At 72.2% G+C, this 24,790-nt stretch carries 26 protein-coding genes; 13 read left to right on the top strand and 13 right to left on the bottom strand.

Annotated elements, in window-relative coordinates:
• Window positions 1–57 precede the first annotated feature (57 nt).
• From ABD691_RS27225 to ABD691_RS27235, 3 genes are read right to left on the bottom strand one after another with little or no spacing between them, the layout of a single operon-like run.
• Window positions 58–1,272, bottom strand: coding sequence for a xylulokinase (locus ABD691_RS27225; RefSeq protein ID WP_344684492.1), 1,215 nt, complete (start codon window positions 1,270–1,272; stop codon window positions 58–60).
• Window positions 1,273–1,275: 3 nt separating this feature from the next.
• The gene (locus ABD691_RS27230; RefSeq protein WP_344684493.1) at window positions 1,276–2,058 is read right to left on the bottom strand and encodes a DeoR/GlpR family DNA-binding transcription regulator; all 783 of its coding nucleotides are present in this window, start codon (window positions 2,056–2,058) and stop codon (window positions 1,276–1,278) included.
• Window positions 2,055–3,065, bottom strand: a complete 1,011-nt coding sequence (locus ABD691_RS27235; protein WP_344684494.1) for an NAD(P)-dependent alcohol dehydrogenase — start codon at window positions 3,063–3,065, stop codon at window positions 2,055–2,057. The genes ABD691_RS27230 and ABD691_RS27235 overlap by 4 nt, the downstream gene beginning before the upstream one ends.
• Window positions 3,066–3,202: 137 nt before the next feature.
• On the opposite strand from ABD691_RS27235, the gene ABD691_RS27240 reads away from it, so the two are divergent.
• The 3 genes from ABD691_RS27240 to ABD691_RS27250 all read left to right on the top strand — a co-directional run bounded on the left by ABD691_RS27240 (window position 3,203) and on the right by ABD691_RS27250 (window position 7,094).
• Window positions 3,203–5,248, top strand: a complete 2,046-nt coding sequence (locus ABD691_RS27240) for a thioredoxin domain-containing protein (RefSeq protein WP_344684497.1) — start codon at window positions 3,203–3,205, stop codon at window positions 5,246–5,248.
• A 668-nt stretch (window positions 5,249–5,916) separates the two neighbouring features.
• Window positions 5,917–6,420, top strand: coding sequence for a GNAT family N-acetyltransferase (locus ABD691_RS27245; RefSeq protein WP_344684499.1), 504 nt, complete (start codon window positions 5,917–5,919; stop codon window positions 6,418–6,420).
• Window positions 6,421–6,491: 71 nt separating this feature from the next.
• Window positions 6,492–7,094 (top strand): hypothetical protein, encoded by a 603-nt coding sequence (locus ABD691_RS27250; RefSeq protein ID WP_344684501.1) that lies wholly within the window; start codon window positions 6,492–6,494, stop codon window positions 7,092–7,094.
• On the opposite strand, the gene trhA is transcribed toward ABD691_RS27250, so the two are convergent.
• Window positions 7,085–7,762: a PAQR family membrane homeostasis protein TrhA gene (trhA, locus tag ABD691_RS27255; RefSeq protein ID WP_344684503.1), complete on the bottom strand. Its 678-nt coding sequence runs from the start codon at window positions 7,760–7,762 to the stop codon at window positions 7,085–7,087. The genes ABD691_RS27250 and trhA overlap by 10 nt on opposite strands.
• A gap of 139 nt (window positions 7,763–7,901) precedes the next feature.
• Between trhA and ABD691_RS27260 the strand changes: the two genes are divergently transcribed.
• Window positions 7,902–8,660, top strand: coding sequence for an isoprenyl transferase (locus ABD691_RS27260; protein WP_425565175.1), 759 nt, complete (start codon window positions 7,902–7,904; stop codon window positions 8,658–8,660).
• A 60-nt stretch (window positions 8,661–8,720) separates the two neighbouring features.
• Here ABD691_RS27260 and ABD691_RS27265 read toward each other — a convergent pair whose 3' ends face one another.
• Window positions 8,721–8,969: a hypothetical protein gene (locus tag ABD691_RS27265; RefSeq protein ID WP_344684507.1), complete on the bottom strand. Its 249-nt coding sequence runs from the start codon at window positions 8,967–8,969 to the stop codon at window positions 8,721–8,723.
• A gap of 284 nt (window positions 8,970–9,253) precedes the next feature.
• On the bottom strand, window positions 9,254–9,502 hold the full coding sequence (locus ABD691_RS27270) for a hypothetical protein (protein ID WP_344684509.1): 249 nt from the start codon (window positions 9,500–9,502) through the stop codon (window positions 9,254–9,256).
• Between the two features lie 256 nt (window positions 9,503–9,758).
• Between ABD691_RS27270 and ABD691_RS27275 the strand changes: the two genes are divergently transcribed.
• Entirely contained in the window at window positions 9,759–10,988 is a 1,230-nt protein-coding gene (locus ABD691_RS27275; protein ID WP_344684510.1) for a DUF885 domain-containing protein, read from the top strand.
• Window positions 10,989–11,341: 353 nt separating this feature from the next.
• Window positions 11,342–12,718 (top strand): RNA 5'-3' helicase PhoH2, encoded by a 1,377-nt coding sequence (phoH2, locus tag ABD691_RS27280; RefSeq protein WP_425565169.1) that lies wholly within the window; start codon window positions 11,342–11,344, stop codon window positions 12,716–12,718.
• Between the two features lie 45 nt (window positions 12,719–12,763).
• Here the strand turns inward: phoH2 and ABD691_RS27285 are convergent, their stop codons facing one another.
• The 3 genes from ABD691_RS27285 to ABD691_RS27295 form a co-directional block, all read right to left on the bottom strand.
• Window positions 12,764–14,203 (bottom strand): GuaB1 family IMP dehydrogenase-related protein, encoded by a 1,440-nt coding sequence (locus tag ABD691_RS27285; protein ID WP_344684512.1) that lies wholly within the window; start codon window positions 14,201–14,203, stop codon window positions 12,764–12,766.
• Window positions 14,204–14,287: 84 nt separating this feature from the next.
• Window positions 14,288–14,704 carry a DUF4288 domain-containing protein gene (locus ABD691_RS27290; protein WP_344684514.1) on the bottom strand — a complete coding sequence of 139 codons (417 nt, stop codon included), beginning with the start codon at window positions 14,702–14,704 and terminating at the stop codon, window positions 14,288–14,290.
• Window positions 14,705–14,716: 12 nt separating this feature from the next.
• Entirely contained in the window at window positions 14,717–16,297 is a 1,581-nt protein-coding gene (locus ABD691_RS27295) for an ATP-dependent DNA ligase (protein ID WP_344684516.1), read from the bottom strand.
• Window positions 16,298–16,414: 117 nt separating this feature from the next.
• Here ABD691_RS27295 and ABD691_RS27300 point away from each other — a divergent pair, with 117 nt between their 5' ends.
• The 3 genes from ABD691_RS27300 (at window position 16,415) to ABD691_RS27310 (ending at window position 18,628) form a co-directional block, all read left to right on the top strand.
• Window positions 16,415–16,798, top strand: a complete 384-nt coding sequence (locus ABD691_RS27300; protein WP_344684518.1) for a hypothetical protein — start codon at window positions 16,415–16,417, stop codon at window positions 16,796–16,798.
• 127 nt (window positions 16,799–16,925) lie between these two features.
• Window positions 16,926–17,420, top strand: coding sequence for an RNA polymerase sigma factor (locus ABD691_RS27305; RefSeq protein WP_344684520.1), 495 nt, complete (start codon window positions 16,926–16,928; stop codon window positions 17,418–17,420).
• Entirely contained in the window at window positions 17,417–18,628 is a 1,212-nt protein-coding gene (locus ABD691_RS27310; RefSeq protein WP_344684521.1) for a hypothetical protein, read from the top strand. Before ABD691_RS27305 ends, ABD691_RS27310 begins: the two co-directional genes overlap by 4 nt.
• Window positions 18,629–18,706: 78 nt before the next feature.
• On the opposite strand, the gene ABD691_RS27315 is transcribed toward ABD691_RS27310, so the two are convergent.
• Window positions 18,707–19,018, bottom strand: a complete 312-nt coding sequence (locus ABD691_RS27315) for a hypothetical protein (protein WP_344684522.1) — start codon at window positions 19,016–19,018, stop codon at window positions 18,707–18,709.
• Entirely contained in the window at window positions 19,015–19,899 is an 885-nt protein-coding gene (gene mca / locus ABD691_RS27320) for a mycothiol conjugate amidase Mca (protein ID WP_344684524.1), read from the bottom strand. Before mca ends, ABD691_RS27315 begins: the two co-directional genes overlap by 4 nt.
• A gap of 178 nt (window positions 19,900–20,077) precedes the next feature.
• Between mca and ABD691_RS27325 the strand changes: the two genes are divergently transcribed.
• On the top strand, window positions 20,078–20,515 hold the full coding sequence (locus tag ABD691_RS27325; protein ID WP_344684525.1) for a DUF4307 domain-containing protein: 438 nt from the start codon (window positions 20,078–20,080) through the stop codon (window positions 20,513–20,515).
• A gap of 184 nt (window positions 20,516–20,699) precedes the next feature.
• Entirely contained in the window at window positions 20,700–21,188 is a 489-nt protein-coding gene (greA, locus tag ABD691_RS27330; RefSeq protein ID WP_344684527.1) for a transcription elongation factor GreA, read from the top strand.
• Between the two features lie 108 nt (window positions 21,189–21,296).
• Here the strand turns inward: greA and ABD691_RS27335 are convergent, their stop codons facing one another.
• Window positions 21,297–21,803 carry an Lrp/AsnC family transcriptional regulator gene (locus ABD691_RS27335; protein WP_425565176.1) on the bottom strand — a complete coding sequence of 169 codons (507 nt, stop codon included), beginning with the start codon at window positions 21,801–21,803 and terminating at the stop codon, window positions 21,297–21,299.
• A gap of 231 nt (window positions 21,804–22,034) precedes the next feature.
• Here ABD691_RS27335 and hppD point away from each other — a divergent pair, with 231 nt between their 5' ends.
• Window positions 22,035–23,180, top strand: a complete 1,146-nt coding sequence (gene hppD / locus ABD691_RS27340) for a 4-hydroxyphenylpyruvate dioxygenase (RefSeq protein ID WP_344684727.1) — start codon at window positions 22,035–22,037, stop codon at window positions 23,178–23,180.
• A gap of 31 nt (window positions 23,181–23,211) precedes the next feature.
• Here hppD and ilvA read toward each other — a convergent pair whose 3' ends face one another.
• Window positions 23,212–24,426 carry a threonine ammonia-lyase gene (ilvA, locus tag ABD691_RS27345; RefSeq protein WP_344684531.1) on the bottom strand — a complete coding sequence of 405 codons (1,215 nt, stop codon included), beginning with the start codon at window positions 24,424–24,426 and terminating at the stop codon, window positions 23,212–23,214.
• A 117-nt stretch (window positions 24,427–24,543) separates the two neighbouring features.
• On the opposite strand from ilvA, the gene ABD691_RS27350 reads away from it, so the two are divergent.
• A complete protein-coding gene (locus ABD691_RS27350) occupies window positions 24,544–24,789 on the top strand; it encodes a hypothetical protein (RefSeq protein WP_344684534.1) in 246 nt (81 codons plus the stop codon).
• Window position 24,790 lies beyond the last annotated feature (1 nt).

A 24,790-nucleotide genomic window follows, 5' to 3' on the forward strand; every position in this document is an offset into this window, starting at 1 on the left:
GTCGTCGATCAGCTCCCGCTCCGCGCCCGCGGCCTGGCGCACCGCGCCGACGGCCAGCTACTCCGCCGGTTCCGGCACCGTCACCGGCACGCCGAACACCAGCGGCGCCGCTTCGCGGACCGCCTCGGACTGGGCGGCTCCGCCGATGAGCAGCACCCGGTGCACCCCGATCCCCGCTTCGCGCAGCGCGTCCACGCCCGTGGCGAGACCGCAGAGCATCCCCTCCACGGCGGCGCGCGCCAAGTTCTCCGGCGTCATGTTGCCGCGGCGCAGGCCGACCAGGGTTCCGGTGGCGTCCGGCAGGTTCGGAGTGCGCTCGCCGTCGAGGTAGGGCAGCAGCGCCAGGCCGCCCGCGCCGGGCGGGGCGGAGCGGGCGAGGCGGTCGAACTCGGCGGTGTCCAGGCCGAGCATCGCGGCCGTGGAGGTGATCACCCTGGCCGCGTTGAGGGTGCAGACCAGCGGCAGGAATCCGCCTGCGGCGTCGGCGAATCCCGCGATCAGGCCGCTGGGGTCGGCGACGGGATCGGGCACCGAGGCGAACACGGTGCCGCTCGTCCCCAGCGACACCACGACGTCGCCGGGCCGGAGGTCCAGGCCCAGCGCGGCTCCCATGTTGTCGCCCGTGCCCGCCGAAACCAGCCGCCCGTCCGGGGTTTCGCCCGCCGCTTCGGCCGGTCCGAGGACTCGCGGGGTCCGCGGTTTCCGGCCGCCGAAGGCGGTGGCGAGGATGTCGTCGCGGTAGCGGCCTTCACGCGGGGACCAGTAGCCGGTGCCGGAGGCGTCGCCCCGGTCGGTCACCGGGTCACCGCCGGTGAGCCGCCAGGTCAGCCAGTCGTGCGGAAGCACGACCTCGGCGACCCGGTCGGCCAGCTCCGGCTCGTGCTCGGCCATCCAGCGCAGCTTGGTGACCGTCAGGCTGGCGACCGGCACAGTCCCGACCGCGTCCGCCCAGAACGCGGGGCCGCCCAGTTCCGCCACCAGGTCCTCGGCGGCCGGACCGGACCGGTTGTCGTTCCACAGCAGCGCCGGGCGCACGACCCGCCGGTCCTCGTCCAGCGCGACCATCCCGTGCTGCTGGGCGGCGACGCCGACTGCGGCCACGTCGTCGAGCAGCCCGATGCCGGTCAACGCCCGCCACCACACCTCGGGGTCGGCGACCGTTCCCTCGGGGTGCGGGGCGCGGCCTTCGCGCACCACTTCACCGGTCCCGGCGTCGCACACGACGACCTTGGTGGACTGCGTCGACGAGTCGATCCCCGCGACAAGCGTCATGTCTCAATCTCCCGTGGTGACAACGCGAACCCCGGTGCCGAAGGCCCGGATCGCGTCGAGCTCGTGCTGCGGCGTGCCGTCGTCGGTGACCACCAGGTCGAACGATCCGACGTCACCGTGAGCGTAGGTGGCGGTCTTGCCGAACTTCGAGTGGTCGGCGAGCAGCAGCGTCCGCCGCGCCGACCCGTGCAGGGCTTCCTTGATCTCGGCGTAGTCCTGGATCGGGTGGAACAGCCGTCCCTCGGTGATCGTGGTGACCGACATGAACGCGATGTCCGCGCGCAGGCGGGACAGCGCGCGCAGCACGTCCGGCCCGGTGCACGAGTCGAACTCGCCGCGGTACCGGCCGCCGACGAGCACCACGTCGCTGCCGGACATGATCTGCGCGATGGTGACCGAGTTGGTGACCACGGTCAGCCCGTCGACCGAGGTGAGCAGCCGCGCCAGCGGGAACAGCGTGCTGGAGTCGTCGAGCAGGACGGTCGATCCGGGCCTGACCTCATCGGCGACGGCGGCCGAGATCGCCTCCTTCTCCGGCACGTGCAGCCCGATCCGGAAGCGGGTCGCGGTCTCCATCGTCAGCGACGGGAACGCCTCGACCCGGCCGCGCAGCTTGCGCAGCATCCGGCGGGCGGCCAGGTCGTCGAGGTCGCGGTGCATGGTCATCAGGCTGACCTGGAACCGCTCCGCGAGGTGGTCGATGCGGACCTGCCCGCGGTCGACGACGTGGCGGAGCACGTCCTGCCTGCGCTGCTCCACCGCGGCCTCCGAAGGCCGCGCGTTCACGGCACCACCACGGACTTCACCGCGTTCTCGTCGCGCGCCGCCGCGGTCAGCGCCTGCTCGACCTCGTCCAGCCCGAACCGGTGCGTCACCAGCCGGTCCAGGTCCACCGCGCCGGACGCGGCCAGCGCGATCGCGGTGGGCCAGGTGTTGGCGTAGCGGAACGTGCCGGTCAGCTCGATCTCGTTGTTCTGCACGTGGGAAAGGGGAAGCGGCAGCTCGTCACCGCCCATGCCGACCAGCACGACCCGGCCCGCCCGGCCCACCGACCGGATGCCGTCGACGGCGGCGCGGGCGACGCCGGAGCACTCCAGCAGCACTTCCGGTTCGCCGTCGGGCGCGCCTTCCCGGACATCGACGGTGCTCGTCGCACCGAGCTCGGCGGCCAGCTCCAGCCGCCGCGGGTTGACGTCGGTGACCACGACCTCGCTCGCCCCGAACGCACGCGCGGTCTGCACCGCGACCAGCCCGATCGGCCCGGCGCCGGTGATCAGCACCCGCGTGCCCGGACCGACCCGCCCCTTGCGGCACGCCCACACCCCGACCGACAGCGGCTCGCACAGCGCGGCGGCCTCGTCGGACACCGAATCCGGGACGGCGTAAGCGAATTCCTCGTGCACCGCGACGTACTCGCAGAACGCGCCGTCGACCGGCGGCGTCGCGAAGAAGCGCATGTCCGGGCACAGGTTGTACCGCCCGGCGCGGCACTGCGCGCAGACGAAGCACGGAACGCCCGGCTCGATCGCCACCCGCTGCCCCACCGCGTGCCGGGACACCTCGGACCCGGCCGCGGCCACGACACCGGCCGCCTCGTGCCCGAGCACCAGCGGATCCCGAACCACGAAGGGGCCGATCCGGCCCTCCTCGTAGTAGTGGGTGTCCGATCCGCAGGTCCCGACAGCCGTCACCCGCACCAGCACCTCGCGCGGGCCGGGCTCGGGCACCGGACGCCGCTCGACCACCATGTCCCGGACCCCGCGCAGCACCGCCGCGCGCATCGTCTCCGTCATCAGCCGCTCCCTGAAGTCCGGCCCATTATGAGCAGCAGCGTCGCGATTTGTTAACACTCTTTGCGAGAAAAGTCCGCCGGAGATCCGATAACCGCGGGGCCGGTGCGCCTGACTCCCGGGGATGGGAGGCTGGACCCATGGCTCACCGGCTAGCGAACGCGACCAGCCCGTACCTCCTCCAGCACGCCGACAACCCGGTCGACTGGTGGCCGTGGTCGCCGGAAGCGTTCGAAGAGGCCCGCCGCCGCGACGTCCCGGTGCTGCTGTCGGTCGGTTACGCCGCCTGCCACTGGTGCCACGTGATGGCCCACGAGTCCTTCGAGGACGAGACGACCGCCGCGCTGATGAACGAGCACTTCGTCAGCATCAAGGTCGACCGCGAGGAGCGCCCGGACGTCGACGCCGTCTACATGGAGGCCACCCAGGCCATGACCGGCCAGGGCGGCTGGCCGATGACCTGCTTCCTCACCCCCGACGGCGAACCGTTCCACTGCGGCACCTACTACCCGCCGGCCCCGTTGCAGGGGATGCCGTCGTTCCGGCAGCTGCTGGGGGCCGTGGCGCAGGCGTGGACCGAACGCGGCGGCGAGGTCCGGCAGGCCGCGGCCCGCGTGGTCGAGCAGCTGTCCGCGCAGCGCGTGCCGCTACCGGAGTCCACTTTGGACGACGAGGTCATCGCGTCCGCGGTCTCCCACCTGCACGCGGAGTTCGACGCCGACAACGCCGGATTCGGCGGTGCGCCGAAGTTCCCGCCGTCGATGGTGCTGGAGTTCCTGCTGCGCCACCACGAACGCGACCCGGAACCGGGCAGCGGCCGGACCGCGCTGGAGATGGTCGAAGCCACCTGCGAGGCCATGGCCCGGGGCGGGATCTACGACCAGCTGGCGGGCGGGTTCGCCCGCTACAGCGTCGATCCGGAGTGGGTGGTGCCGCACTTCGAGAAGATGCTCTACGACAACGCGCTGCTCCTGCGCGTCTACGCGCACCTCGCACGGCTCGGCGGGCACCCGCTGGCCGAGCGGATCACCCGCGAGACCGCCGAGTTCCTGCTCCGCGACCTGCGCACGCCCGAGGGCGGTTTCGCCGCCTCGCTGGACGCCGACACCGAGGGCGTCGAGGGCCTGACCTACGTGTGGACGCCCGAGCAGCTGCACGAGGTCCTCGGCGAATCCGACGCCGTGTGGGCCGCCGAACTGTTCGAGGTCACCGAGTCCGGCACCTTCGAGCACGGCGCCTCCACCCTCCAGCTCAAGCGCGACCCGCAGGACCACGCCCGCTGGCGCCGCGTCCGCGACAGCCTCTACGACGCCCGCAGCAGGCGACCGCAGCCCGCCAAGGACGACAAGGTCGTCACCGGCTGGAACGGCATGGCGATCACCGCCCTGGTCGAGGCCGCCACCGCGCTCGACGAACCGCACTGGATCACCGCCGCCGAGCGCGCCGCGACGCTGCTGGCCGAACGCCACCTCGTCGACGGCCGCCTGCGCCGCAGCTCGCGCGACGGCGTCGCCGGGACAGCGGCCGGGGTCCTGGAGGACTACGGCAGCCTGGCCGACGGCCTGCTCGCCCTCCACCAGGCCACCGGCGACCCGCGCTGGCTCGACACGGCCCGCACGCTGCTCGACATCGCGCTTGACCAGTTCGCCGACCCGGACCACCCCGGTGTCTTCCACGACACCGCCGCCGACGCCGAAGCCCTCGTCCGCCGCCCCTCCGACCCCACTGACAACGCCAGCCCCTCCGGGGCGTCGTCGGTGGCGGTGGCCCTGCTCAGCGCCGCCGCGCTGGGCGGCGACTCCGTCGCCACCCGCTACCGCGCCGCCGCGGAGCAGGCGCTGTCGCGCGCCGGGCTCCTCGCGCAGCGCGCGCCCCGCTTCGCGGGACACTGGCTGTCGGCCGCGGAAGCGCTGGCGCACGGACCGCTCCAGGTCGCGGTCGCAGGCGAAGCCGGGAGCCGCGACCGCGCGGAGCTGGTCGCCGCGGCGCTGCGGCACGCCCCCGGAGGGGCGGTCACGCTCGCCGGGGAGCCGGAGGCGACCGGCGTGCCGCTGCTGGCCGGACGGCCGCTGGTCGGCGGAGCCGCCGCGGCGTACGTGTGCCGCGGGTACGTGTGCGACCGGCCGGTGACCGGGGTCGAGGAGCTGGTCGAGGCGCTCGGGCGGAGCCGGGTCGCTCCGCGCTGAGCGCGGCGACGGCGCGGCCGGGACGGCGGCGCTGGGCGGAAGGTGGCGCGGGCGGGACGGCCGACGCTGAGTGGAAGAGGACGACCCAGCCAGGACGCCCGACGCTAAGCCGAAGACGACGACGCAGCCGGGACGCCCCGCGTTGAGCCAAAGACGGCGACGACACGGCCAGGCCACCCCCCGCCGAGCAGAAGGGGCGACGCAGCCGGGTTGCCCGCACCGAGCCGAAGACGGCGCGGCCGAGTTGCCCCGCGCTGAGCGGAAGACGGTGCAGCCGGGACGGCCGACACTGAGCCGAAGACGGCGATGCGGCCAGGCCACCCGCACTGAGCGGAAGGCGACGCAGCCGGGACGGCCGACTCTGAGCGGAAGAAGACGGCGCGGCCAGGTCGCCCGACGCTGAGCCGAAGACGGCGACGCAGCCTGGTCGCCCACGCCGAGCAGAAGACGATGACGCGGCCGGGACGGCCGCACCGAGCCGAAAACGGCGCAGCCGGGACAGCCGACGCTGAGTGGAAGGCGGCGCAGCCGATCACCCCACGCCGAGACGAAATCGGCGGCCAGTCGCCGCCGCCCCGCACCGAGCCGAAGACGGCCGCGCAGCCGCCCACCCCACGCCGAAAGGAAATCGGTGGCGCGGCCGGAACCCCGGCTGCTCCAATCCGCGAATGCGCATCCGCACCGCTGACCTGGACGACCTGCCCACTTGCCAACAGGTCGAAGTCGCCGCCGGAGCGCTCTTCCGCGAGATCGGCATGACCGGCATCGCCGAGGACCCGCCGCTGCCGCTGGAGAGCCTGGCCGTCTTCCAGCGCGCCGGGCGCGCCTGGGTGGCCGCCGATCCCGGCCCGGTCGCGTACGTGCTGGTCGAACCGCTGGACGGCGCCGCGCACATCGCGCAGATCAGCGTGCACCCGGACCACTCGCGGAAGGGCGTCGGCCGCCGCCTGCTCGACCACGTCGAGTCCTGGGCGACCGGCCAGGGACTGACCGCCCTGACCCTCACGACCTTCCGCGACGTCCCCTGGAACGCGCCGTACTACCGCCGGCTCGGGTTCCGGGACCTGGCCGCCGACGAGATCACCCCGGGTCTGGCCAAGGCGGTCGAGGCCGAGGCCGCGCACGGGCTCGATCCGGAGCAACGCGTCTGCATGCGCCGCGACCTCGGCTGATCGGGTTCGCCCAGAGCAGAACCACCTTCCAGTGCAAGCGCGTAATTTTGTAATTGGAAGGGGTGAGGGACATGCAGAACAGGTTCAGCCGCACCGCGCGCAACCGCGGTTGGGGACCGCCCTGGAGCGGCGGCGCACGCGGTGGGCGCAAGGCGCCCGAGCCGCCGGCGGCCGAGGACGCGCAGGCGTGGTTCAGCGGCCGGCTCCCGGAGGGCTGGTTCACCGGGAACCCGGAGATCACCGTCGACCGCGAGGAGATCCTGGTGATCGGCACGCTGCCCGAGGTCGAGGGCGAGTTCGCCGACGCCGCCGCCCGCGCGGCGGCCGAGAGCGGCCGGATCTCCCGGTTCCGGGAGGAGACCCGCGAGGAGCGCATCGACATCGCCCGGCAGGCCGAGCACCGCTACGGGCGCAAGGTCTCGTGGGGCGCCCGGCTGGGATCGACCGAGGAGCTGTTCACCACGCTGTCGGCACCGGTCATGACCCGGCTCCGCCAGCCCGAGCGGATGGTGCTGGACACCCTGGTCGACGCGGGTGTCGCGCGCTCCCGGTCCGAGGCGCTGGCCTGGGCGGTCCGGCTGGTCGGCCAGCACACCGAGGACTGGCTGGCCGACCTCCGCGAAGCCCTGGCCAAGGTCGACCAGCTGCGCAGCCAGGGGCCGGGTCAGGAGTAGAGCGCGAGCCAGATCGCCACGTGGTGGCAGATCGCGGCGGCCGAGACCGCCGCGTGGAAGAACTCGTGGTAGCCGAAGGTCTCCGGCCACGGGTCCGGTCGGCGGCAGGCGTAGAACACCGCACCCGCGGTGTAGAGCAGGCCGCCGACCAGCAGCAGGACCAGCGCGGCGACCCCGGCGTTGTGCAGCAGGTCGGGCAGCACGAACACGGCCACCCAGCCCAGCGCGATGTAGACCGGCACACCGACCCAGCGCGGCGCGTTCGGCCAGGCCAGCTTGAGCACCACGCCGCCGAGCGCGCCGCCCCAGACCACCGCGAGCACCACGGAGCCGGTGGTCGGCGCCATCGCCAGCATCGCGAACGGCGTGTAGGTGCCCGCGATGAACAGGAAGATCATCGAGTGGTCGAGCCTGCGCATCCAGGTCCGGGCGCCGACCGACTTCCACGTCTTGCGGTGGTACAGCGCGCTGACCCCGAACAGACCGAGCACGGTGGCGACGTAGACCGAGGTTCCGACCGCGGCGCTCGCCGACACGGTGGCCCCGGACACCGCGATCAGCGTCGCGCCTGCCGCGATCGAGACGAACAGGGACCAGAGGTGGATCCAGCCGCGCAGCCGCGGCTTCACGATCGCCGTCGGTACGCGGGCGGTGAGTGCGCTAGTCACACCCCGGAGGTTACGGGACCGTAGGTTGTTCCGGACAGCACGCGTGCGGTGACGTGCACTTCATGGCGTTGCGCAGGGATGCGGTCCGGCGCGGTTCCGGCCCCGCGTAGGCTCGCGGGGCGTGGCGCTTAAGGTTCGGATCCGAGAGCTCATCGTCGACGTCTACGAACGGCGGCTGCGGCGGAAACTGGACGTGTCGAGATCACCGCGGCACGTCGGTGTGATCCTCGACGGCAACCGCAGGTGGGCCAAGGAAGCCGGCCTGGAGATCGACCACGGGCACCGCGCGGGCGCGCGCAAGATCGCCGACCTGCTCGGCTGGTGCCAGGAGGCGAACGTCGAGGTCGTCACCCTCTGGCTGCTGTCCACCGACAACCTCAACCGCACCAGTGCCGAGCTCACCGCGCTGCTGGAGATCATCGCCGGTGTCGTCGACGAGCTGACCGAGCCGGGCAAGCCGTGGCGGGTCCGGATCGTCGGCGCCCTGGACCTGCTGCCGACCGAGACCGCGGCGCGGCTGTCCGCGGCGGCGCTGCGCACCGAGGGCCGGACCGGCGTGCAGGTCAACGTGGCCGTCGGCTACGGCGGCAGGCGCGAGATCGCCGACGCGGTCCGCAAGCTGCTGCAGCAGCACGCCGAGGCGGGCACCACGATCGAGGAGCTCGCCGAGGTGCTGACCGTCGACCACATCGCCGAGCACCTCTACACCTCCGGACAGCCCGATCCCGACCTGGTCATCCGCACCTCCGGCGAGCAACGCCTGTCCGGCTTCATGCTCTGGCAGTCCGCGCACTCGGAGTTCTGGTTCTGCGAGGCGTACTGGCCCGCCTTCCGCCGCGTCGACTTCCTGCGCGCGCTGCGCGAGTACGCCGCGCGCCACCGCCGCTTCGGCGGCTGACCCCGCACATGCGAAGGCCAGGCCGGACGGGTCCGGCCTGGCCTTCGGCTACCGATCGGGTCAGCCCTTCTGGTGCGGGTGGTCCACGAGCGGGGCGTTGACGCACTGGGTGTTCTCGACGTTCAGGGCCTCGACGATGATGCCCAGCACGGCGACGTCGTTGCCGCACGCCTGGATCGGCAGCACGCTGACGTTGTTGTCGTTGAGGAGGTTGACGCCGTCGTTGTCCGCACTGTCGGCGTTGGCGACAGGGGCCAGCGCCATCAGGCTCGCGGCGGCACCCGCCACGATCGCTGCTTTCTTCAGCACTTCGCTCACTCTCCTTTGATCAGCGCGGAATTTCCCTTTCACCGCCGGGCAGATCGACGAGCCCGACCGGTGGCAACGCAGTCTTGCCGATATCCGACCGGAAACCGGGTCCGGCGTGCCGGTGTTCCGCATCCTTACACGATCGTGTGATCACTGGTTCCGCTGACGAATGTGCGGAACGCAGGGTGACTATTTCAGCGAAAACGCAAAGAAGAGCGCCGGGAAGGTCCGGCGCTCTTCTTGCCTGCGTGGACCGCGGGGGTCCGCTGCTACGAGAGGACCGGTCAGCTCTTCTGGGACGGGTGGTCCACGACCGGGGCGTTGACGCACTCGGTGTTCTCGAAGTTCAGCAGCTCAACGATGATGCCCAGGACGGCGACGTCGTTGCCGCACAGCTGGATCGGCACCGCGCTGACGTTGTTGTCGTTGAGGACGTTGACGCCGTCGTTGTCGGCGCTGTCGGCGTTGGCCATCGGGGCCAGGGCCATCAGGCCAGCGGCGGTACCGGCGACGATTGCAGCTTTCTTCAGCACTTCAGTAGCTCCTTGTTGAACGGGGGTGACACAGGTGCGAAATTTCCTCGGCCCCGATCACCCCAGTAGCTTTTTTGCCGAGGGGAAGCACCCGGCGAGAAACATAGTCACCCACCCCGTGGAACGAAACCTGACTACCACCATCGTGTGTTTAATTGGCCGAACCCTCAAGTTTCTGAGGCGCGGTCAGGCCATTGCGCGGGCAATCGCACATCCCGCCGATTCCGGCGCCGGACGCACGACGTAGTGTCCGAATATGGATTCGCGAGCGCTCGTGACCGAGTACGTGCGGCTCGGTCTGCGGTTCGACCGGCTCCGCAGCGGCTACGTCGACGCCTACACCGGCGATCCGCTGCTGCGCCGCCGCGTCGGCAACGAGGCTCCGCCGGTCCCCTCCGAGCTCGCCGCGCAGGCGCGCAGGCTGCTCGCCGCTCTGGAAGACACCGACCTGGCGGAGTCTCGCCGGCGGTTCCTGCAGGTGCAGCTCACCGCGCTGGAATGCGCCGCGCGCGGGTTCGCCGGCGCGCGGATCCGGTTCGCCGACGAGGTCGAGGCGTACTTCCAGGTCCGCGCCACGCCCGGCGACGTCGACGAGTACCGCCAGGCGCACCGGGAGCTCGACGAGCTGGTGCCCGGGCCCGGCCCGCTGGCGGACCGGATGGCCGCCCTGCGCGAGCGCGACCGCATCCCGCCCGAGCGGCTGGAGGACTGCGTGCGCGCGCTGGCGAGCGCGCTGCGCGACCGCGTCCGCGGCCGGTTCGGCCTGCCGCCGCAGGAGACCGTCGGCTTCCGGATCGTCACCGACCAGCCGTGGAGCGGGTTCAACCGGTACCTCGGCGACTTCCGGTCGCTGGTCGCGATCAACGCCGACACCGGTCCCCGCGCCGCGAACCTGCCGCACCTGGTCGCGCACGAGGCGTACCCGGGACACCACACCGAGCACTGCCGCAAGGAGGCCGGTCTGATCGACCGGCGGCAGCACCTGGAGCACACGATCTCCCTGGTGAACACGCCGCAGTGCCTGCTCGCCGAAGGGCTGGCCGACCTCGGCCTGCACGCCGCGATCGGGCCGGGGTGGGGCCGGTGGGCGGCCGAGATCCTGGCCGACCTGGGCGTCGAGTTCGACGGCGAGCTGGCCGAACGGGTCGAGATCGCGTCGAGCGGGCTGCTGGCGGTCCGCCAGGACGCGCTGCTGATGCTGCACGACCAGGGCGCCGACGAGACCGAAGTGGTGGACTTCCTCCGCCGTTGGCTGCTGGTCCCCGAGCGCAGGGCGCGGCACCTGCTGCGGTTCATGACCGATCCGCTGTGGCGCGCTTACACCTGCACCTACGTGGAGGGATTCCGGTTGCTGCGAACCTGGCTGGAGCACGGCCCGCCCGGTGCGACTTCGGCCGACCGGTACCGGCGGCTGCTCGACGAGCCCCTGGTTCCGGAGACGATCCGCACCGAAATCGCCGCCCGGATCCCCGTTTTCACCCGTTGAGACTAAGATCGACTCGCAGCGGGATCACCGCCGGTAGGCACTTCCGACCAAAAGCCCTGGTACGTGACGAGCAGCTGACGTTTCGCTGAATCACCTGTGTGGACGCCTGCCGAGTCCGGATCATGCAGGTAGCGTCCGCAGTGACGGGCCGTCCGTAGTGCAACGCCGTAAGCGGCCCGTCCGGGAGGCCCTGACCGTGGCTGTAGGCAGGAACGGACGGTTCACCGTCCACCGTGGTCGCGCCAGGGCCGGTGCGTGGCCCTGGACCGTTCCGCGGTCCCGCCGAACACGGCAGGGGCAGGCCCGGCCCGCCGACGAGCGGGTGTGCTCACCACGCCCGCGAGGGAGTAGCCGTGACCGCACGACGTTCCCAGCCCGAAGCGGACAGCCCGGTTCCCACGGGTGACTCCGCGCGCAGAAGTCCCGAATCCCGGCAGGAGTTCCGCACCTACGTCTTGGACACCTCGGTCCTGCTGTCGGACCCGTGGGCGATGACCAGATTCGCCGAGCACGGGGTGGTCCTGCCGCTGGTGGTGATCAGCGAGCTGGAGGCCAAGCGCCACCACCCGGAACTCGGCTGGTTCGCCCGGGAGGCGCTGCGCGTCCTCGACGACCTGCGGCTCCAGCACGGGAGGCTCGACTCGCCGGTTCCGGTCGGCGAGGAGGGCGGCAGCCTGCACGTGGAGCTCAACCACACGGACCCGACGGTGCTGCCGCCAGGCTTCCGCACCGACTCCAACGACGCGCGGATCCTGGCCTGCGCGCTGAACCTCAGCGCGGAGGGCCACCGGGTCACGCTGGTCACCAAGGACATGCCGATGCGGGTCAAGGCCGCGTCGGTCGCCCTGGAGGCCGAGGAGTACCGGGCGCAGGACGTGATCTCCTCCGGCTGGACCGGCATGGCGGACCTGGACGTGCCGCCGGACGCCGTGGACAGCCTGTTCCGGGAGGGCGTCGCCGACTTCGACGAGGCAAGGGACCTGCCGGCCAACACCGGGCTGCGGCTGCTCGCGGGCTCGCAGAGCGCGCTGGGCCGGGTCACCGCGGACAAGCAGGTCAAGCTGGTGCGCGGGGACCGCGAGGCGTTCGGGCTGCACGGCCGCTCCGCCGAGCAGCGGGTGGCGCTGGACCTGCTGATGGACCCGGACATCGGGATCGTGTCGCTGGGCGGCCGGGCGGGCACCGGCAAGTCGGCGCTGGCCCTGTGCGCCGGGCTGGAGGCGGTGATGGAGCGCCAGCAGCACCGCAAGGTCGTGGTGTTCCGGCCGGTCTACGCCGTCGGCGGGCAGGAGCTCGGCTACCTGCCCGGGACCGAGAACGACAAGATGCAGCCCTGGGCGCAGGCGGTGTTCGACACCCTCGGCGCGCTTGCCAGCCAGGACGTCCTGGACGAGGTGATGGACCGCGGCATGCTCGAAGTGCTGCCGCTGACCCACATCCGCGGCCGGTCTCTGCACGACTCGTTCGTCATCGTCGACGAGGCGCAGTCGCTGGAGCGCAACGTGCTGCTGACGGTGCTGTCCCGGCTCGGGGCCAGCTCCCGGGTCGTGCTCACCCATGACGTGGCGCAGCGCGACAACCTGCGGGTCGGCAGGCACGACGGGGTCGCGGCGGTGATCGAGAAGCTCAAGGGCCACCCGCTGTTCGCGCACGTGACCCTCACCCGCTCCGAGCGGTCCCCGGTCGCCGCGCTGGTGACCGAGATGCTGGAGGGCGACTTCCACGGCTGACGCGGTGCCCGGTGTCCCTCGGCCGGAGGGACACCGGGCCCGGTCTCACCAGCCGGACGGCAGCGGGCGGCCCTCGGCGAAGCCCGCGGCGGACTGGATGCCGACCAGCGCCCGCTCGTAGAACTCCTCCAGGCTGCGCGCGCCCGCGTAGGTGCAGGACGAGCGCAGGCCGGAGCTGATCTCGTCGAGCAGGTCCTCGACGCTGGGCCGCAGCGGGTCGATCCGCATCCGCGAGCTGGAGATGCCCTCCTCGAACAGCGCCTTGCGGGCCTGGTCGAAGGCGCTGTCGGTGCGCGTGCGCGCGCTCACGGCGCGCTTTGAGGCCATCCCGAAGGACTCCTTGTACGCGCGGCCGTGCTCGTCGCGCTGGAGGTCGCCGGGCGACTCGTAGGTGCCGGCGAACCAGGAGCCGACCATCACCGAGGACGCCCCGGCGGCCAGCGCGAGGGCGACGTCGCGCGGGTGCCGGACCCCGCCGTCGGCCCACACGTGCTTGCCGAGCTCCCGCGCGGCGGCGGCGCACTCGGCGACCGCGGAGAACTGCGGCCTGCCGACGCCGGTCATCATCCGCGTGGTGCACATCGCGCCGGGGCCGACCCCGACCTTGATCACGTCGGCACCGGCCTCGACCAGGTCCCGGACGCCGTCGGCGGTGACCACGTTGCCCGCCACGACCGGCACCCGCGGGTCGGCCGAGCGCACCGCGGCCAGCGCGGAGATCATCTTCTCCTGGTGGCCGTGCGCGGTGTCCACGACCAGCGTGTCCACCCCGGCCGCGAGCAGCGCGGACGCCTTCGCTGCGACATCGCCGTTGACCCCGACCGCGGCGGCGACCCGGAGGCGGCCCCCGGCGTCCAGCGCGGGCGTGTAGATCTCGGCCCGCAGCGCGGCCTTCGAGGTCATGATCCCGGCGAGCTTCCCGTCCGCGTCGACCGCGAGGGCCACCGAGCGGGCCTGCTTCTCCAGCTGCTCGAACACGTCGCGCGGCTTGGTGTCCAGCGGCAGCAGCACCGGGTGCCGGTCGGCGACCTCGCCGACCCGGGCGAACCGGTCGACCCCGGCGCAGGCGGCCTCGTCGACCACGCCGACCGGCCGGTTGTCGTCGTCGACGACCACCACCGCGCCGTGGGCGCGCTTGGGGAGCAGGTTGATCGCGTCGGCGACCGCGTCAGCGGCGTGCAGGACCAGCGGGGTGTCCCACACCGGGTGGCGGTCCTTGACCCAGGACACGATCTCGGACACCGCGCCCGGGTCGACGTCCTGCGGCAGGACCACCAGGCCGCCCCGCCGCGCGACGGTCTCGGCCATCCGCCTGCCGGACACGGCGGTCATGTTGGCGACGACGATCGGCAGGGTCGCACCCGAGCCGTCGGTGGTCGCCAGGTCGACGTCGAAGCGGGACTCCACGCCCGATCGCCGGGGTGCGAGGAAGACGTCGTCGTAGGTCAGGTCGGTGATGGGCTGCTGCCCGTTCAAGAACTGCACGACACGTCAGGATACGTGGCCGGACGCCCGTTGTGACCCGTCCAACGACCCGAACGCGGTCCGCGTCCGGACCAGCACGGCCCGCTAGACCTCCTCGCCGCCGAGCCGGGGCTCGAAGGACCGGTAGCCCTGGTAACCGCGGAAGAACCGGCTGTAGAGCTCGGACCCGTCGTCGAAGGTGGCGTCCTCGACCTGCCGGACGTCGACGACGTGCTTGAGCTTCCAGCTGACCAGCTCGTCGTTCTCGTTGCGGTAGCTGGTCTCCTGCTGCTTGCCGTACTCGGCGGCCTTCTCCCTGGCCTCCTCCTCCGACTCGGCCTTGAGCAGCACGAACGACTCCTCGTAGAGCGGCCCGCCCGCACCGTCGTCGGTGGTCGCCTCGGTCACCAGCACGGCGAGGTAGAAGTCCGGGTCACCGGCGCCGGGGCCGGGCTGGAAGTCGCGCGGATCGATGGTGCCGGGGCCGATGTTGATCGATCCGACCTCTTCCGGAGTGCTCATGCGCCCAGGGTCTCACGGCCGCCCGGTGTCTCCCTGCTGCCCAGCGTTTCCCTGCTGCCCGGTGTCTTCCGGCCGCCCAGAGCCCCCGCGTTGCACGGCGCGCACCGCGTCGATGGTGTCGGCGGAGGCCGCGTCCTTGTCCGGCCGGTAGCGCAGGACCCGGGCGAACCGCAGCGCGACGCCTCCGGGGTAGCGGGGGCTGGCCTGCACTCCGTCGAGCTCGATCTCCACGACCAGCTCCGGCACGAGGTGGACCGTCCACGCATCGCGGTGGGTCTCCCGCTTCGGGAACTCCGCGGTCTGCCAGGCGAGCAGTTCGTCGGTGAGGCCCTTGAACGTCTTGCCGACCATGATCGGCGGCCCGCCGTCGGGGTCGCGGGCGCCGAGGTGCAGGTTGGACAGGTAGCCGCTGCGCCGCCCGTGCCCCCACTCGGCGGCCAGCACGACGAGGTCGAGCGTGTGCGCGGGCTTGACCTTGCGCCAGGTCCGGCCGCGGCGGCCCGCCGCGTAGACCGAGTCGAGCGCCTTGACCATGACGCCCTCGTGCCCGGCGTCGAGCGCCTCGTCGAAGACCGCCGCCGCGCGTTCGGGGTCCGGCGCGAGGACGGCCGGGATGCGGTGCTGCGGCGCCACCTTCTCCAGGAACTCCAGGCGTTGCCGCAGCGGGTGGTCCAGCAGGTCCTCGCCGTCGAGGTGCAGGCAGTCGAAGAAGTACGGGCGCAGCAGCAGTTCCCGCTCGCTCTGCGCGCCGAACCGGCTCATCGTCTCCTGGAACGGCCGGGGCCGTCCGGAGTCGTCGAGCGCCAGGGTCTCGCCGTCGAGCACGATCGACCGGCAGTCCAGACCCCGCACGAGCTCGACCAGTTCCGGCACACTCCGGGTGATCTCGCGCAGCGTCCTGGTGTAGACGTGCACGTCGTCGCCGTCGCGGTGGACCTGGATCCGCGCACCGTCCAGCTTGTACTCGACGCTGACCTCGCCGAGCTCGGCGACGGCCTCGTCCAGGGTTTCGGCGGGCGAGGCCAGCATCGGGCGCAGCGGGCGGCCCACCTCCAGCCGGAACCGCGCAAGCTCGGCCCCGCCGCCGCGCAGCGCGGCCTCGGCCGTCGCGGGCAGGCGGCCGGAGAGCATGAACGCGCGGCGCACGTCCTCCGCGGGCACCCGCGCGGCGGTGGCGACGGCTTCCAGCATCACGCCCTCCAGCGCGCCCTGCCGCAGCTCGCCGCCGAGCAGCCGGACCAGGAACTCCTGCTCCGGCGCGGTCGCCCGGCCCAGCAGACCGGCGAGCAGATCGGTCCGGCGCTGCCCGGAGCCGCTGCCGCTGATGCCGCGCAGCTCGTCGATCGCGGCGTCGACCTCGCCGACGGTCAGCGAAGGTTCGGGCGCGGGCGGGACGTCCAGCGCGGACAGCGTCGACCAGCCGACGCCCGCGCGCCCGCCCGGCAGCTCGCCCGCCAGGAAAGCGGTCGCCGGCCGGACCTCGGTCGCGTCGAGCCCGCCGAGCAGCGCGGCTATCGCGCTGGTCTTGGCCTTGCGCGAGCGGGTCGCGGCGACCTCGGCGGATGCGGTCACGACCGCGCTGAACAGCACCATGCGCCCATGGTGCGGGCAGTCCCCGACAGTCGCCGCGCGTGATCAGGCGCACAGCCTGAAACGACCTTCGCGTTCCCGGACAGCACCGGGGTGAAGGCAGACAGATTGGAGTTCGCGATGAACCTGACCCACAAGCTCGCGGTCGCCGGAGCCGCGGCGTTCACCCTCATCGGCGCGGGCACCGCTGTGGCGCTGGCGAGCGGCGAGGACAGCGCGGTGCGCGACTGCGCGGGCCAGTCCCTGGTGCGCCCGAGCGAGATCGTGCTGACCTGCGCGGACGGCAACGCGGTGGTGCGCGGCATCGACTGGGATTCGTGGGGTTCGGCGCAGGCTTCGGGCCTGGGGACCGCCGAGATCAACGACTGCGAGCCCAGCTGCGCCGATGGCGAGTCGCGGCCGGAACGGGTCCGGGTCACGCTCGACGCGCCGGTGGGCTCGGTGTTCACCCGCGCGGTGCTGGACAACGGCGAAGAGTTCGCGCTCCCGGGCGCAGCGCGATGACCGCGCCGGTGGTGCCCGGGGGCATCACCGGCGGGACCGGGCCGGGCGGCGTCCGGACCGGGGACGGGATCGGGGCAGGCCGGCGTCGGGGGCCGGGCCGGCTCCGGATCGGGAGGGGAGGCCGGGGTTGCCGGATGCGGCCAGCGACGCGTTCGAGCGCGTCTACCGCGCGCACCATCGGTCCGTGCTGGGCTACCTGCTGCGCCGGGCCGACGAGCAGACCGCGCAGGACGCGCTCTCGGAGACGTTCCTGGTGGCCTGGCGCAGGCTGGGCGACGTGCCCGCGGACGACCCGCTGCCGTGGCTGCTCGGGGTCGCGCGCCGAGCGCTGGCGAACCAGCGTCGCGCCGGAGCGCGCCAGGAAGCGCTGCGGGACAAGGTCGCGCTGCACACCCCGCGCACCCGCGCGCACGAGGACGACTCGGCGCCGCTGATCGCCGAGGCGATGCGGCGGCTCAGCGAGAGCGACCGGGAGGTGCTGTCGTTGCACGCTTGGGAGGACCTGTCGGTGGAACGGATCGCCGAAGTGCTCGGCTGCACCCGGCCGACCGCGCGGCTGCGCCTGCACCGGGCGCGCAAGCGGCTGCTCCGCGCGCTCGGGGAGATCGAGGCCGCGCCATGAGCGACGAAGACCGCGCGATGCGGATGCTGCGGGCCGCGAACCCGGTCTCGGAGTCCGATGTGGACACCGAGCGGTGGCGGGAGCACAACCGGGCGCTGCTCCAACGGATCCTGGCCACCCCGCGCGACGAGCGGCGTGGGCCGGTCCTGCGCAGACCGCCGGCGGCGGTGCTGATCGCCGCGGTGGCCGCGGCCGTGCTGGTGCTGGGGTCGGTGCTGAGCCGACCGCCGTCGGCGAGTGCGGCCGAGCTGCTGGAGCGCGCCGCGACCGCGGTCCGCACCACTTACCAGGAGATCCCGATGCAGCTGGAGGCGTACCAGAAGTCCAGCACCACGAGCCGCCACACCGAGCAGGGGTTCGCGTACTCGGTGGAGCGGACCGTGGAGGTGCGGCTGGACGGCGGCGGGTTCGCGACCACGACGACCTCGGTCTCGCCGCCCCGGTTCGACACCGCCGAGCAGCAGGAGCGCTGGGAGCGGTCGGGCCGTCCGCCGCTGCCCGGGGCAGAACCTGGCGGCGTCTCCTCCGGCCCGGTGATCTACCGCGTCGGCCCCGCGCAGGTGGACTACGAGGGGCTGCGCGCGCTGCCGACGGATCCGTCCACTTTGGATGATCGACTGCGGGAGCTCGCGCCCGGCCAGGACCTGTTCGACTCGGCGCGCCAGCTGCTGGTCTCCCCCGGCGTCCCTGGCCCGCTGCGGGCGGCGCTGTACCGGGTGATCGCCGCAGTACCGGACATCGAGGTCACCGAGGACTCCGGCAGCCGGGTCACGATCGCCCGGGACGGCACCTCGCTGACCTTCGACCCGGCAGGCGGCGCCCTGCTCGCCGCGACCGGCGAGGGCGGCCGGACCGACGTGGTGATCAACTCCGCCGGGTTCGTCAACTGCGTCACCGAGGGCGCCGTCCAGCCGACCAGCATCACCCTGGCCTGCGCCGACGCCAACTACGCCGTCGAGGACCTGCGGTGGTCCGGCTGGGGCGGGCAGGCGGCCGAGGCAGCGGGCACGGCGCGGGTCAACTCCTGCGACCCGAGCTGTGCGGAGGGCGTGCTGGAGAGCTACCCGGTGCGGGTGGTCTTCGACCGGCCGCGGTCGTGCGGGCTGAACCTCACCAACTACACCCGCGCCACGGTGCACTACCTCGCCGCGGTGCCGGAGGGGATGGAACGCGAGGACGTGAACGAACTGCCCTGCACCCCGGAATGAGGAACGGCCCGCCCGATCAAGCGATCAGGGCGGGCTGCTCGGCGCCGCTCAACCCGCGCAGGCGGGCGGGCCGCTCGGCTAGGAGCCGTCGTCCTTGTCCGGCTTCTCGGGCTTCTCCTGCTTCTCCGCCTCGGCCTCGCGCGCCTGCTCGGCCCGCTTCACCCGGGCCGGAGCCGCCGCAGCGGCCTTCTGCTCGTCGAAAGCGACCGGAACCTTCTTGAGGTGCTTGGTCATCGACCGGATCAGGAACACCACCGCGACCGCGAACAGCACCAGCAGCAGCAGGCCGACCGGCGAGGACTTGCCGAAGTCCTCGCCCTGACCGCCCGGATCCTGCGGCGGAGGCGGCGCCTGCGCCAGGACCAGCGCGACCGCCCCGTGGGCACTCATACCGCACACACCTTCTCTTCCACGCCCGCGAACAGGTCGTCCTCCGGCAGCGTGGTGTCGACCAGCGACCGGACCAGCTCGTAGTCCTCGGTCGGCCAGATCTCGCGCTGGAGGTCGGCGGGCACCGCGAACCAGCGGCTGTTCGGGTCGATCTGGGTCGCGTGCGCCTTCAGCGCCTCGTCCCGCACCCCGAAGTATGCACCGCACTCGACCCGCGTCGTGACCCGTTCGTCGGGGTCCGGGCGGTCGGAGTCCCAGCGCTCCAGCCACTCGCCGTACGGCGACTCCATGCCGCGCTCCAGCAGCGCGTCGTGGAACAGCTGCATGCGCTTGCGGGAGAAGCCGTGCGAGTAGTACAGCTTCAGCGGCTGCCAGGGGTCGCCGGCGTCGGCGTGCAGCTCCGGGTCGCCCGCCGCGTCGAAGGCGGCCATCGAGACCTCGTGGCACCGGATGTGGTCGGGGTGGGGGTAGCCGCCGTTCTCGTCGTAGGTGATCACGACGTGCGGGCGGAACTCCCGGATCGCCTTGACCAGCTCGCGGGTGGAGGTCTCCAGCGGGACCAGCGCGAAGCAGCCCTCGGGCAGCGGGGGCGGCGGGTCGCCCTCGGGCAGGCCGGAGTCGACGAACCCGAGCCAGCGGTGCCGAACGCCCAGGATCTCGGCTGCGCGCGCCATCTCCTCGCGGCGGACCTCGGTCAGGTTCGCCAGCACCTCCGGGCGGTCCATCGCCGGGTTGAGGATGCTGCCCGCCTCCCCGCCGGTGCAGGTGACAACCATCACTTCGTGGCCGTCGGCCACGTACTTCGCGGTGGTGGCGGCCCCCTTGCTGGACTCGTCGTCCGGGTGCGCGTGCACCGTCATCAGACGCAGCTTCTCGGCCATGGCCAGGCAGTCCCTCCTGCTTCAGCACAGATCAACGCGGACCCGCTCGCGGAACCGGCCCCGCCGCACGCAGGCCGGACTCCCCGGGGATACTCAACGAGGATGTCGGGGCCCATTGTTCCCGCCGGGTCCGACGATCACGGCGGCAGGGGCCGATGCGAAGGGCTGACTCGCTGCGATGACAGGCCAGCGGTTACCGGAGGGCCGGTACGGCTCGCGTGCGCGCACGCGGTCGCGCCCGGCCGTGCGGTGGCTGCTGGCCGGGGTGACGGTCGTCGCCCTGCTCGTGGTGAGCCTCATCGGCTACCAGAACCTCGGCAGCTCCCCGATCGAGGGCAAGCAGACCGCGTTCACGATCCTCGACGACGGTTCCGTGCGGATCACCCTGGAGGTCCGTCGTGACGATCCGCACCGGCCCGCCGCGTGCGTCGTCCGGGCCCGCGCCAAGTCCGGCGAGGAAGTGGGGCGCAAGGAAGTTCTGGTCCAACCGGCGGACGACACCGTTCGGCAGGACACTGTCCTGCGTACCTCCGCCCGACCGACAATCGGGGAGGTGTACGGCTGCACCTACAAGGTTCCTGAATACTTGTCCACCCACCTACGGCCAACTGGGTGAACAGTGCTCCGCAACGCCGGATGCTGGGAAAATCCAGCCCCTCGGCGTGCTGCTTCGTGCTATCGTCGCATCAGCACGGCCCCGCGCGGGCCGTGTTTTTCCGTTCCTGAGCTTTACCGACCGGGGACGGCGTTTGTCGGCTCCGCGGAAGGCGCGGAGTCGCCGTCGACGAGGAGTGGTGACCGTGAGCGAGACCCAGGTGACCTGGCTGACCCAGGATGCTTTCGACCGGCTCAAAAGTGAGCTGGACGAGCTCGTGGCCAACCGCCCGGTGATCGCCGCGAAGATCAACGAGGCGCGTGAGGAAGGCGACCTCAAGGAGAACGGCGGTTACCACGCGGCCCGCGAGGAACAGGGCCAGATCGAATCCCGCATCCGTCAGCTCCAGGAGCTGCTGCGCACCGCGAAGGTCGGCGACGTGCCGACCGAGTCCGGTGTCGCCAAGCCCGGCTCGGTGCTGACCGTCCGCTACGACGGCGAGGACGAGACCGAGAAGTTCCTGCTGGCGACCCGCGAGGAGGGCGCGCACGGCGAACTGGAGGTCTACTCCCCCAGCTCCCCGCTGGGCCAGGCGCTGCTGGACGCCAAGGAGGGCGAGACCCGGGAGTACGAGCTGCCCAACGGCGGAACCATGCAGGTCACCCTGGTGAAGGCGGAGCCCTTCGCCGGCTGACCGCACCCCGAGAATTCGAGGCGGGCGCTCCCACCGGGGGCGCCCGCCTTCGCATGCGCGCGCGGGATCAGCGGTCGGCATCCCGCGGCCCGGCGCCTTCGCGCGGGATCAGTCGGCGTCGGGGTCCTGCCGGTCGGTGCCGGAGGCGGCCAGCCGCTCCAGCAGCGGGCGGACCCGGGGCGGGACCGGCGTGGACAGCGCTATCGAGGTCGAGGTGCGCCGCACTTCGGGGACCGTGACGACGTTGTCGATCACGCGCTGGAGGTCGGCGTTGGACCGCGCCACCATCCGCACGAACAGATCGCCCTGCCCGGTGGTCGCGTGCACCTCGCACACCTCGTCGATCGCCGCCAGGCGGGCCGCGACCGCCGCACGCCGGCCCTGCGCGATCTCCAGGACGGCGAACGCGGTGAGGCCGTAGCCCATCGCCGCCAGGTCCAGGTCCGGCGGGAAGCCCTGGAGCACACCGCGCCGCACCATCCGGTCCATCCGCGCCTGGACCGTGCCGCGCGCCACCCCGAGCCGGCGAGAGCACTCCAGGACCCCGAGCCGGGGCTCGTCCGACAGCAGCAGCAACAACCGCGCGTCCAGCGCGTCCAGCGCCTCCTCGGGCAGGCTGGGAGCCACGTCACACTCCTTGCTCAGTCTGACCAGTTGGACCGGTCGAACGGATCATTTGCTGATCACTTTGTACAGGATTTTTTAGCCCTGTTGCTCAGGATGCCCTCCCCGCGCACGCTGGCGTCAGCACGAACTCACGGACAGAACCAGTGGAGGAGCATCGTGACCGGCACCGTCAACCACGGCGGCCAGAGCGGCCAGATCGACGACGTGACCTTCGACCAGATGCGCCAGCTCGTCGGGCTCGTCGACCACGACCCCTCGAAGGACCCGTTCCCGGTCCGCGCGATGGACGCGGTCGTGTTCGTCGTGGGCAACGCCACCCAAAGCGCGCTGTTCTACCAGGTCGCGTTCGGCATGGAGCTGGTCGCCTACAGCGGCCCCGAACACGGCAACCGAGACCACAAGGCGTACGTGCTCAAGTCGGGTTCGGCCCGGTTCGTCCTCAAGGGCGCGGTCGACCCGGACAGCCCGCTGACCGAGCACCACCGCAAGCACGGCGACGGCGTCGTCGACCTGGCCCTGGAGGTCACCGACGTCGACCAGTGCGTCGAGCACGCCCGCGCCCAGGGCGCGACCGTGCTGGAAGAGCCGCACGACGTGTCCGACGACAACGGCACCGTGCGGGTCGCGGCGATCGCGGCCTACGGCGAGACCCGCCACAGCCTGATCGACCGCAGCCGCTACAACGGCCCGTACCTGCCCGGATACGTCGTCCGCACCGGCAGCTACCGCAAGCCCGCGGACGCGCCGAAGCGGCTGTTCCAGGCGGTCGACCACTGCGTGGGCAACGTCGAGCTGGGCCAGATGGACCAGTGGGTCGCCTTCTACAACCGCGTCATGGGCTTCGTGAACATGGCCGAGTTCGTCGGCGACGACATCGCCACCGAGTACTCGGCGCTGATGAGCAAGGTCGTGGCCAACGGAAACCACCGGGTGAAGTTCCCGCTCAACGAGCCCGCGGTCGGCAAGCGCAAGTCGCAGATCGACGAGTACCTGGAGTTCTACCGCGGAGCCGGCTGCCAGCACATCGCCCTGGCCACCGGCGACATCGTCGCCACGATCACGGCGATGCGCGCGGCGGGCGTGGAGTTCCTGAGCACGCCGGACTCCTACTACGACGACCCGGATCTGCGCGCCCGGATCGGCGAGGTCCGGCTGCCGATCGAAACGCTGAAGGAGCACGGGATCCTGGTCGACCGCGACGAGGACGGCTACCTGCTGCAGATCTTCACCAAGCCGATCGGCGACCGCCCGACGGTCTTCTACGAGCTGATCGAGCGGCACGGCTCGCTCGGCTTCGGCAAGGGCAACTTCAAGGCCCTGTTCGAGGCGATCGAGCGGGAGCAGGAGCTCCGGGGCAACCTGTGATCGCCGGGGCGTCCCGCGCGCCGGGACGCCCCTACCCGTCGGAGTCGACCAGCTCGAACCCCGCGGCCCCGAGCTCCGCGACGACCAGTTCGCGGTGCTCGGGTCCCCGGGTCTCCAGGCTGATCTCGACGTCGACCTCGCCGACGGCCAGCGCGCCGGAGATCCGCGAGTGCTCGATGTCGACGACGTTGGCCGACAGCTCCCCGAGCCGGGCCAGCAGCGACGCCAGCGCACCCGGCCGGTCCGGCAACCGGACCCGCAGCGACAGGTAGCGGCCGGACGAGATCATGCCGTGCCGGATCAGCTGGAGCAGCAGCAGCGGATCGATGTTGCCGCCGGAAAGCACCGCGACGGCGGGGGAAACGACCTGCTCGGGATGTTGCAGCAACCCGGCAACGGCGGCGACGCCCGCCGGTTCGACGACCAGCTTCGCCCTTTCCAAGCACAGCAGCAGCGCCCGCGACAGCGTCTCCTCGCCGGTGGTCAGCACCTCGTCGACCAGGCCGGACACGTGCGCGAAGGTGACCTCGCCGGGCTCGGCCACCGCGATGCCGTCCGCCATCGTCTGGGTGTCGGTGAGCGGCACCGGCTTGCCCGCGGCCAGCGACGGCGGCCAGGCCGCGGCCCGCTCCGCCTGCACCGCGATCACGCGGACCTCCGGCCGCAGCGCCTTCGCCGCCGCGGCGATGCCGCCGACCAGCCCGCCGCCCCCGGCGGGCACCAAGATGCTGCGCACCTCCGGGAGCTGCTCCACGATCTCCAGCCCGACAGTCCCCTGACCGGCGATGATGTCCGGATGGTCGAACGGGTGGATGAACTCCGCCCCGGTCCGCACCGCGTGCTCACGAGCGGCGTCGAGCGCTTCGCCGAGCCCCGCGCCGTGCAGCCGCACGTCGGCGCCGTAGGACTTCGTCGCCTCAACCTTGGGCAGCGGCGCCCGTTCCGGCATGAAGACGGTCGAGCGGATCCCCAGCAACGACGCGGCAAGTGCGACGCCCTGCGCGTGGTTGCCCGCGCTCGCCGCGACCACGCCCGCCGCCCGCTTCCACTCGTCCAGCGCGTGCAACCGCACGTACGCGCCGCGGAGCTTGAACGAGCCGGTGCGTTGCAGGTTCTCGCACTTCAGGTGCACCTCGCCGCCGCACGCCTCGCCGAACACCCGCGAGTGCTCCAGCGGGGTGCGCCGCGCGACCCCGACCAGCTGTTCACCGGCGGCGCGGATCCGGTCCAGCCCGACCAGGCGCATCCGCCCATGGTCGCACCGCCCGCCGCACTCGGCGGCTCGGCGGAAACCACCTGTCCAGCTGACAGCCTTTCGGTACCCTCGAGGAACCGGTGTCGAACGCCGGTTCTGGGAGGAAGCATGGCACGGCTGACGCCTTCGACGGGCAATCTGCCGCTGCTGTCGGGTCTGGCCGTGGCCACGGCGCTGTCCGGGATCGCGGTGTTCACCGCGGTGCACGGCGGCTGCGACGATCCCGGGAGCTACCGCCCCCGCGAGGGCGGGTTCGAGCTCGTCGGCGGCTGCCTGCAACCCGACGACCTGCCGGTCGCTCCGCGGCTGCCGGAACACGGCCAGGGCGCGACCGAAACCGACGTCGCGCCCTGAT

This window comes from Saccharopolyspora taberi, from assembly GCF_039534165.1.
Classification (GTDB): domain Bacteria; phylum Actinomycetota; class Actinomycetes; order Mycobacteriales; family Pseudonocardiaceae; genus Saccharopolyspora_D; species Saccharopolyspora_D taberi.

Excerpts from the sequence above, each read along its gene's own strand:
- ABD691_RS27325 (WP_344684525.1), top strand. The coding sequence starts at position 20,078 with ATGACAGGCCAGCGGTTACCGGAGGGCCGGTACGGCTCGCGTGCGCGC.
- ABD691_RS27315 (WP_344684522.1), bottom strand. The coding sequence starts at position 19,018 with ATGAGTGCCCACGGGGCGGTCGCGCTGGTCCTGGCGCAGGCGCCGCCT.
- ABD691_RS27350 (WP_344684534.1), top strand. The coding sequence starts at position 24,544 with ATGGCACGGCTGACGCCTTCGACGGGCAATCTGCCGCTGCTGTCGGGT.
- ABD691_RS27240 (WP_344684497.1), top strand. The coding sequence starts at position 3,203 with ATGGCTCACCGGCTAGCGAACGCGACCAGCCCGTACCTCCTCCAGCAC.
- ABD691_RS27310 (WP_344684521.1), top strand. The coding sequence starts at position 17,417 with ATGAGCGACGAAGACCGCGCGATGCGGATGCTGCGGGCCGCGAACCCG.
- ABD691_RS27275 (WP_344684510.1), top strand. The coding sequence starts at position 9,759 with ATGGATTCGCGAGCGCTCGTGACCGAGTACGTGCGGCTCGGTCTGCGG.
- ABD691_RS27250 (WP_344684501.1), top strand. The coding sequence starts at position 6,492 with ATGCAGAACAGGTTCAGCCGCACCGCGCGCAACCGCGGTTGGGGACCG.
- ABD691_RS27235 (WP_344684494.1), bottom strand. The coding sequence starts at position 3,065 with ATGACGGAGACGATGCGCGCGGCGGTGCTGCGCGGGGTCCGGGACATG.
- ABD691_RS27290 (WP_344684514.1), bottom strand. The coding sequence starts at position 14,704 with ATGAGCACTCCGGAAGAGGTCGGATCGATCAACATCGGCCCCGGCACC.
- ilvA (WP_344684531.1), bottom strand. The coding sequence starts at position 24,426 with ATGCGCCTGGTCGGGCTGGACCGGATCCGCGCCGCCGGTGAACAGCTG.
- mca (WP_344684524.1), bottom strand. The coding sequence starts at position 19,899 with ATGGCCGAGAAGCTGCGTCTGATGACGGTGCACGCGCACCCGGACGAC.
- ABD691_RS27300 (WP_344684518.1), top strand. The coding sequence starts at position 16,415 with ATGAACCTGACCCACAAGCTCGCGGTCGCCGGAGCCGCGGCGTTCACC.
- ABD691_RS27295 (WP_344684516.1), bottom strand. The coding sequence starts at position 16,297 with ATGGTGCTGTTCAGCGCGGTCGTGACCGCATCCGCCGAGGTCGCCGCG.
- hppD (WP_344684727.1), top strand. The coding sequence starts at position 22,035 with ATGCGCCAGCTCGTCGGGCTCGTCGACCACGACCCCTCGAAGGACCCG.
- ABD691_RS27245 (WP_344684499.1), top strand. The coding sequence starts at position 5,917 with ATGCGCATCCGCACCGCTGACCTGGACGACCTGCCCACTTGCCAACAG.
- ABD691_RS27225 (WP_344684492.1), bottom strand. The coding sequence starts at position 1,272 with ATGACGCTTGTCGCGGGGATCGACTCGTCGACGCAGTCCACCAAGGTC.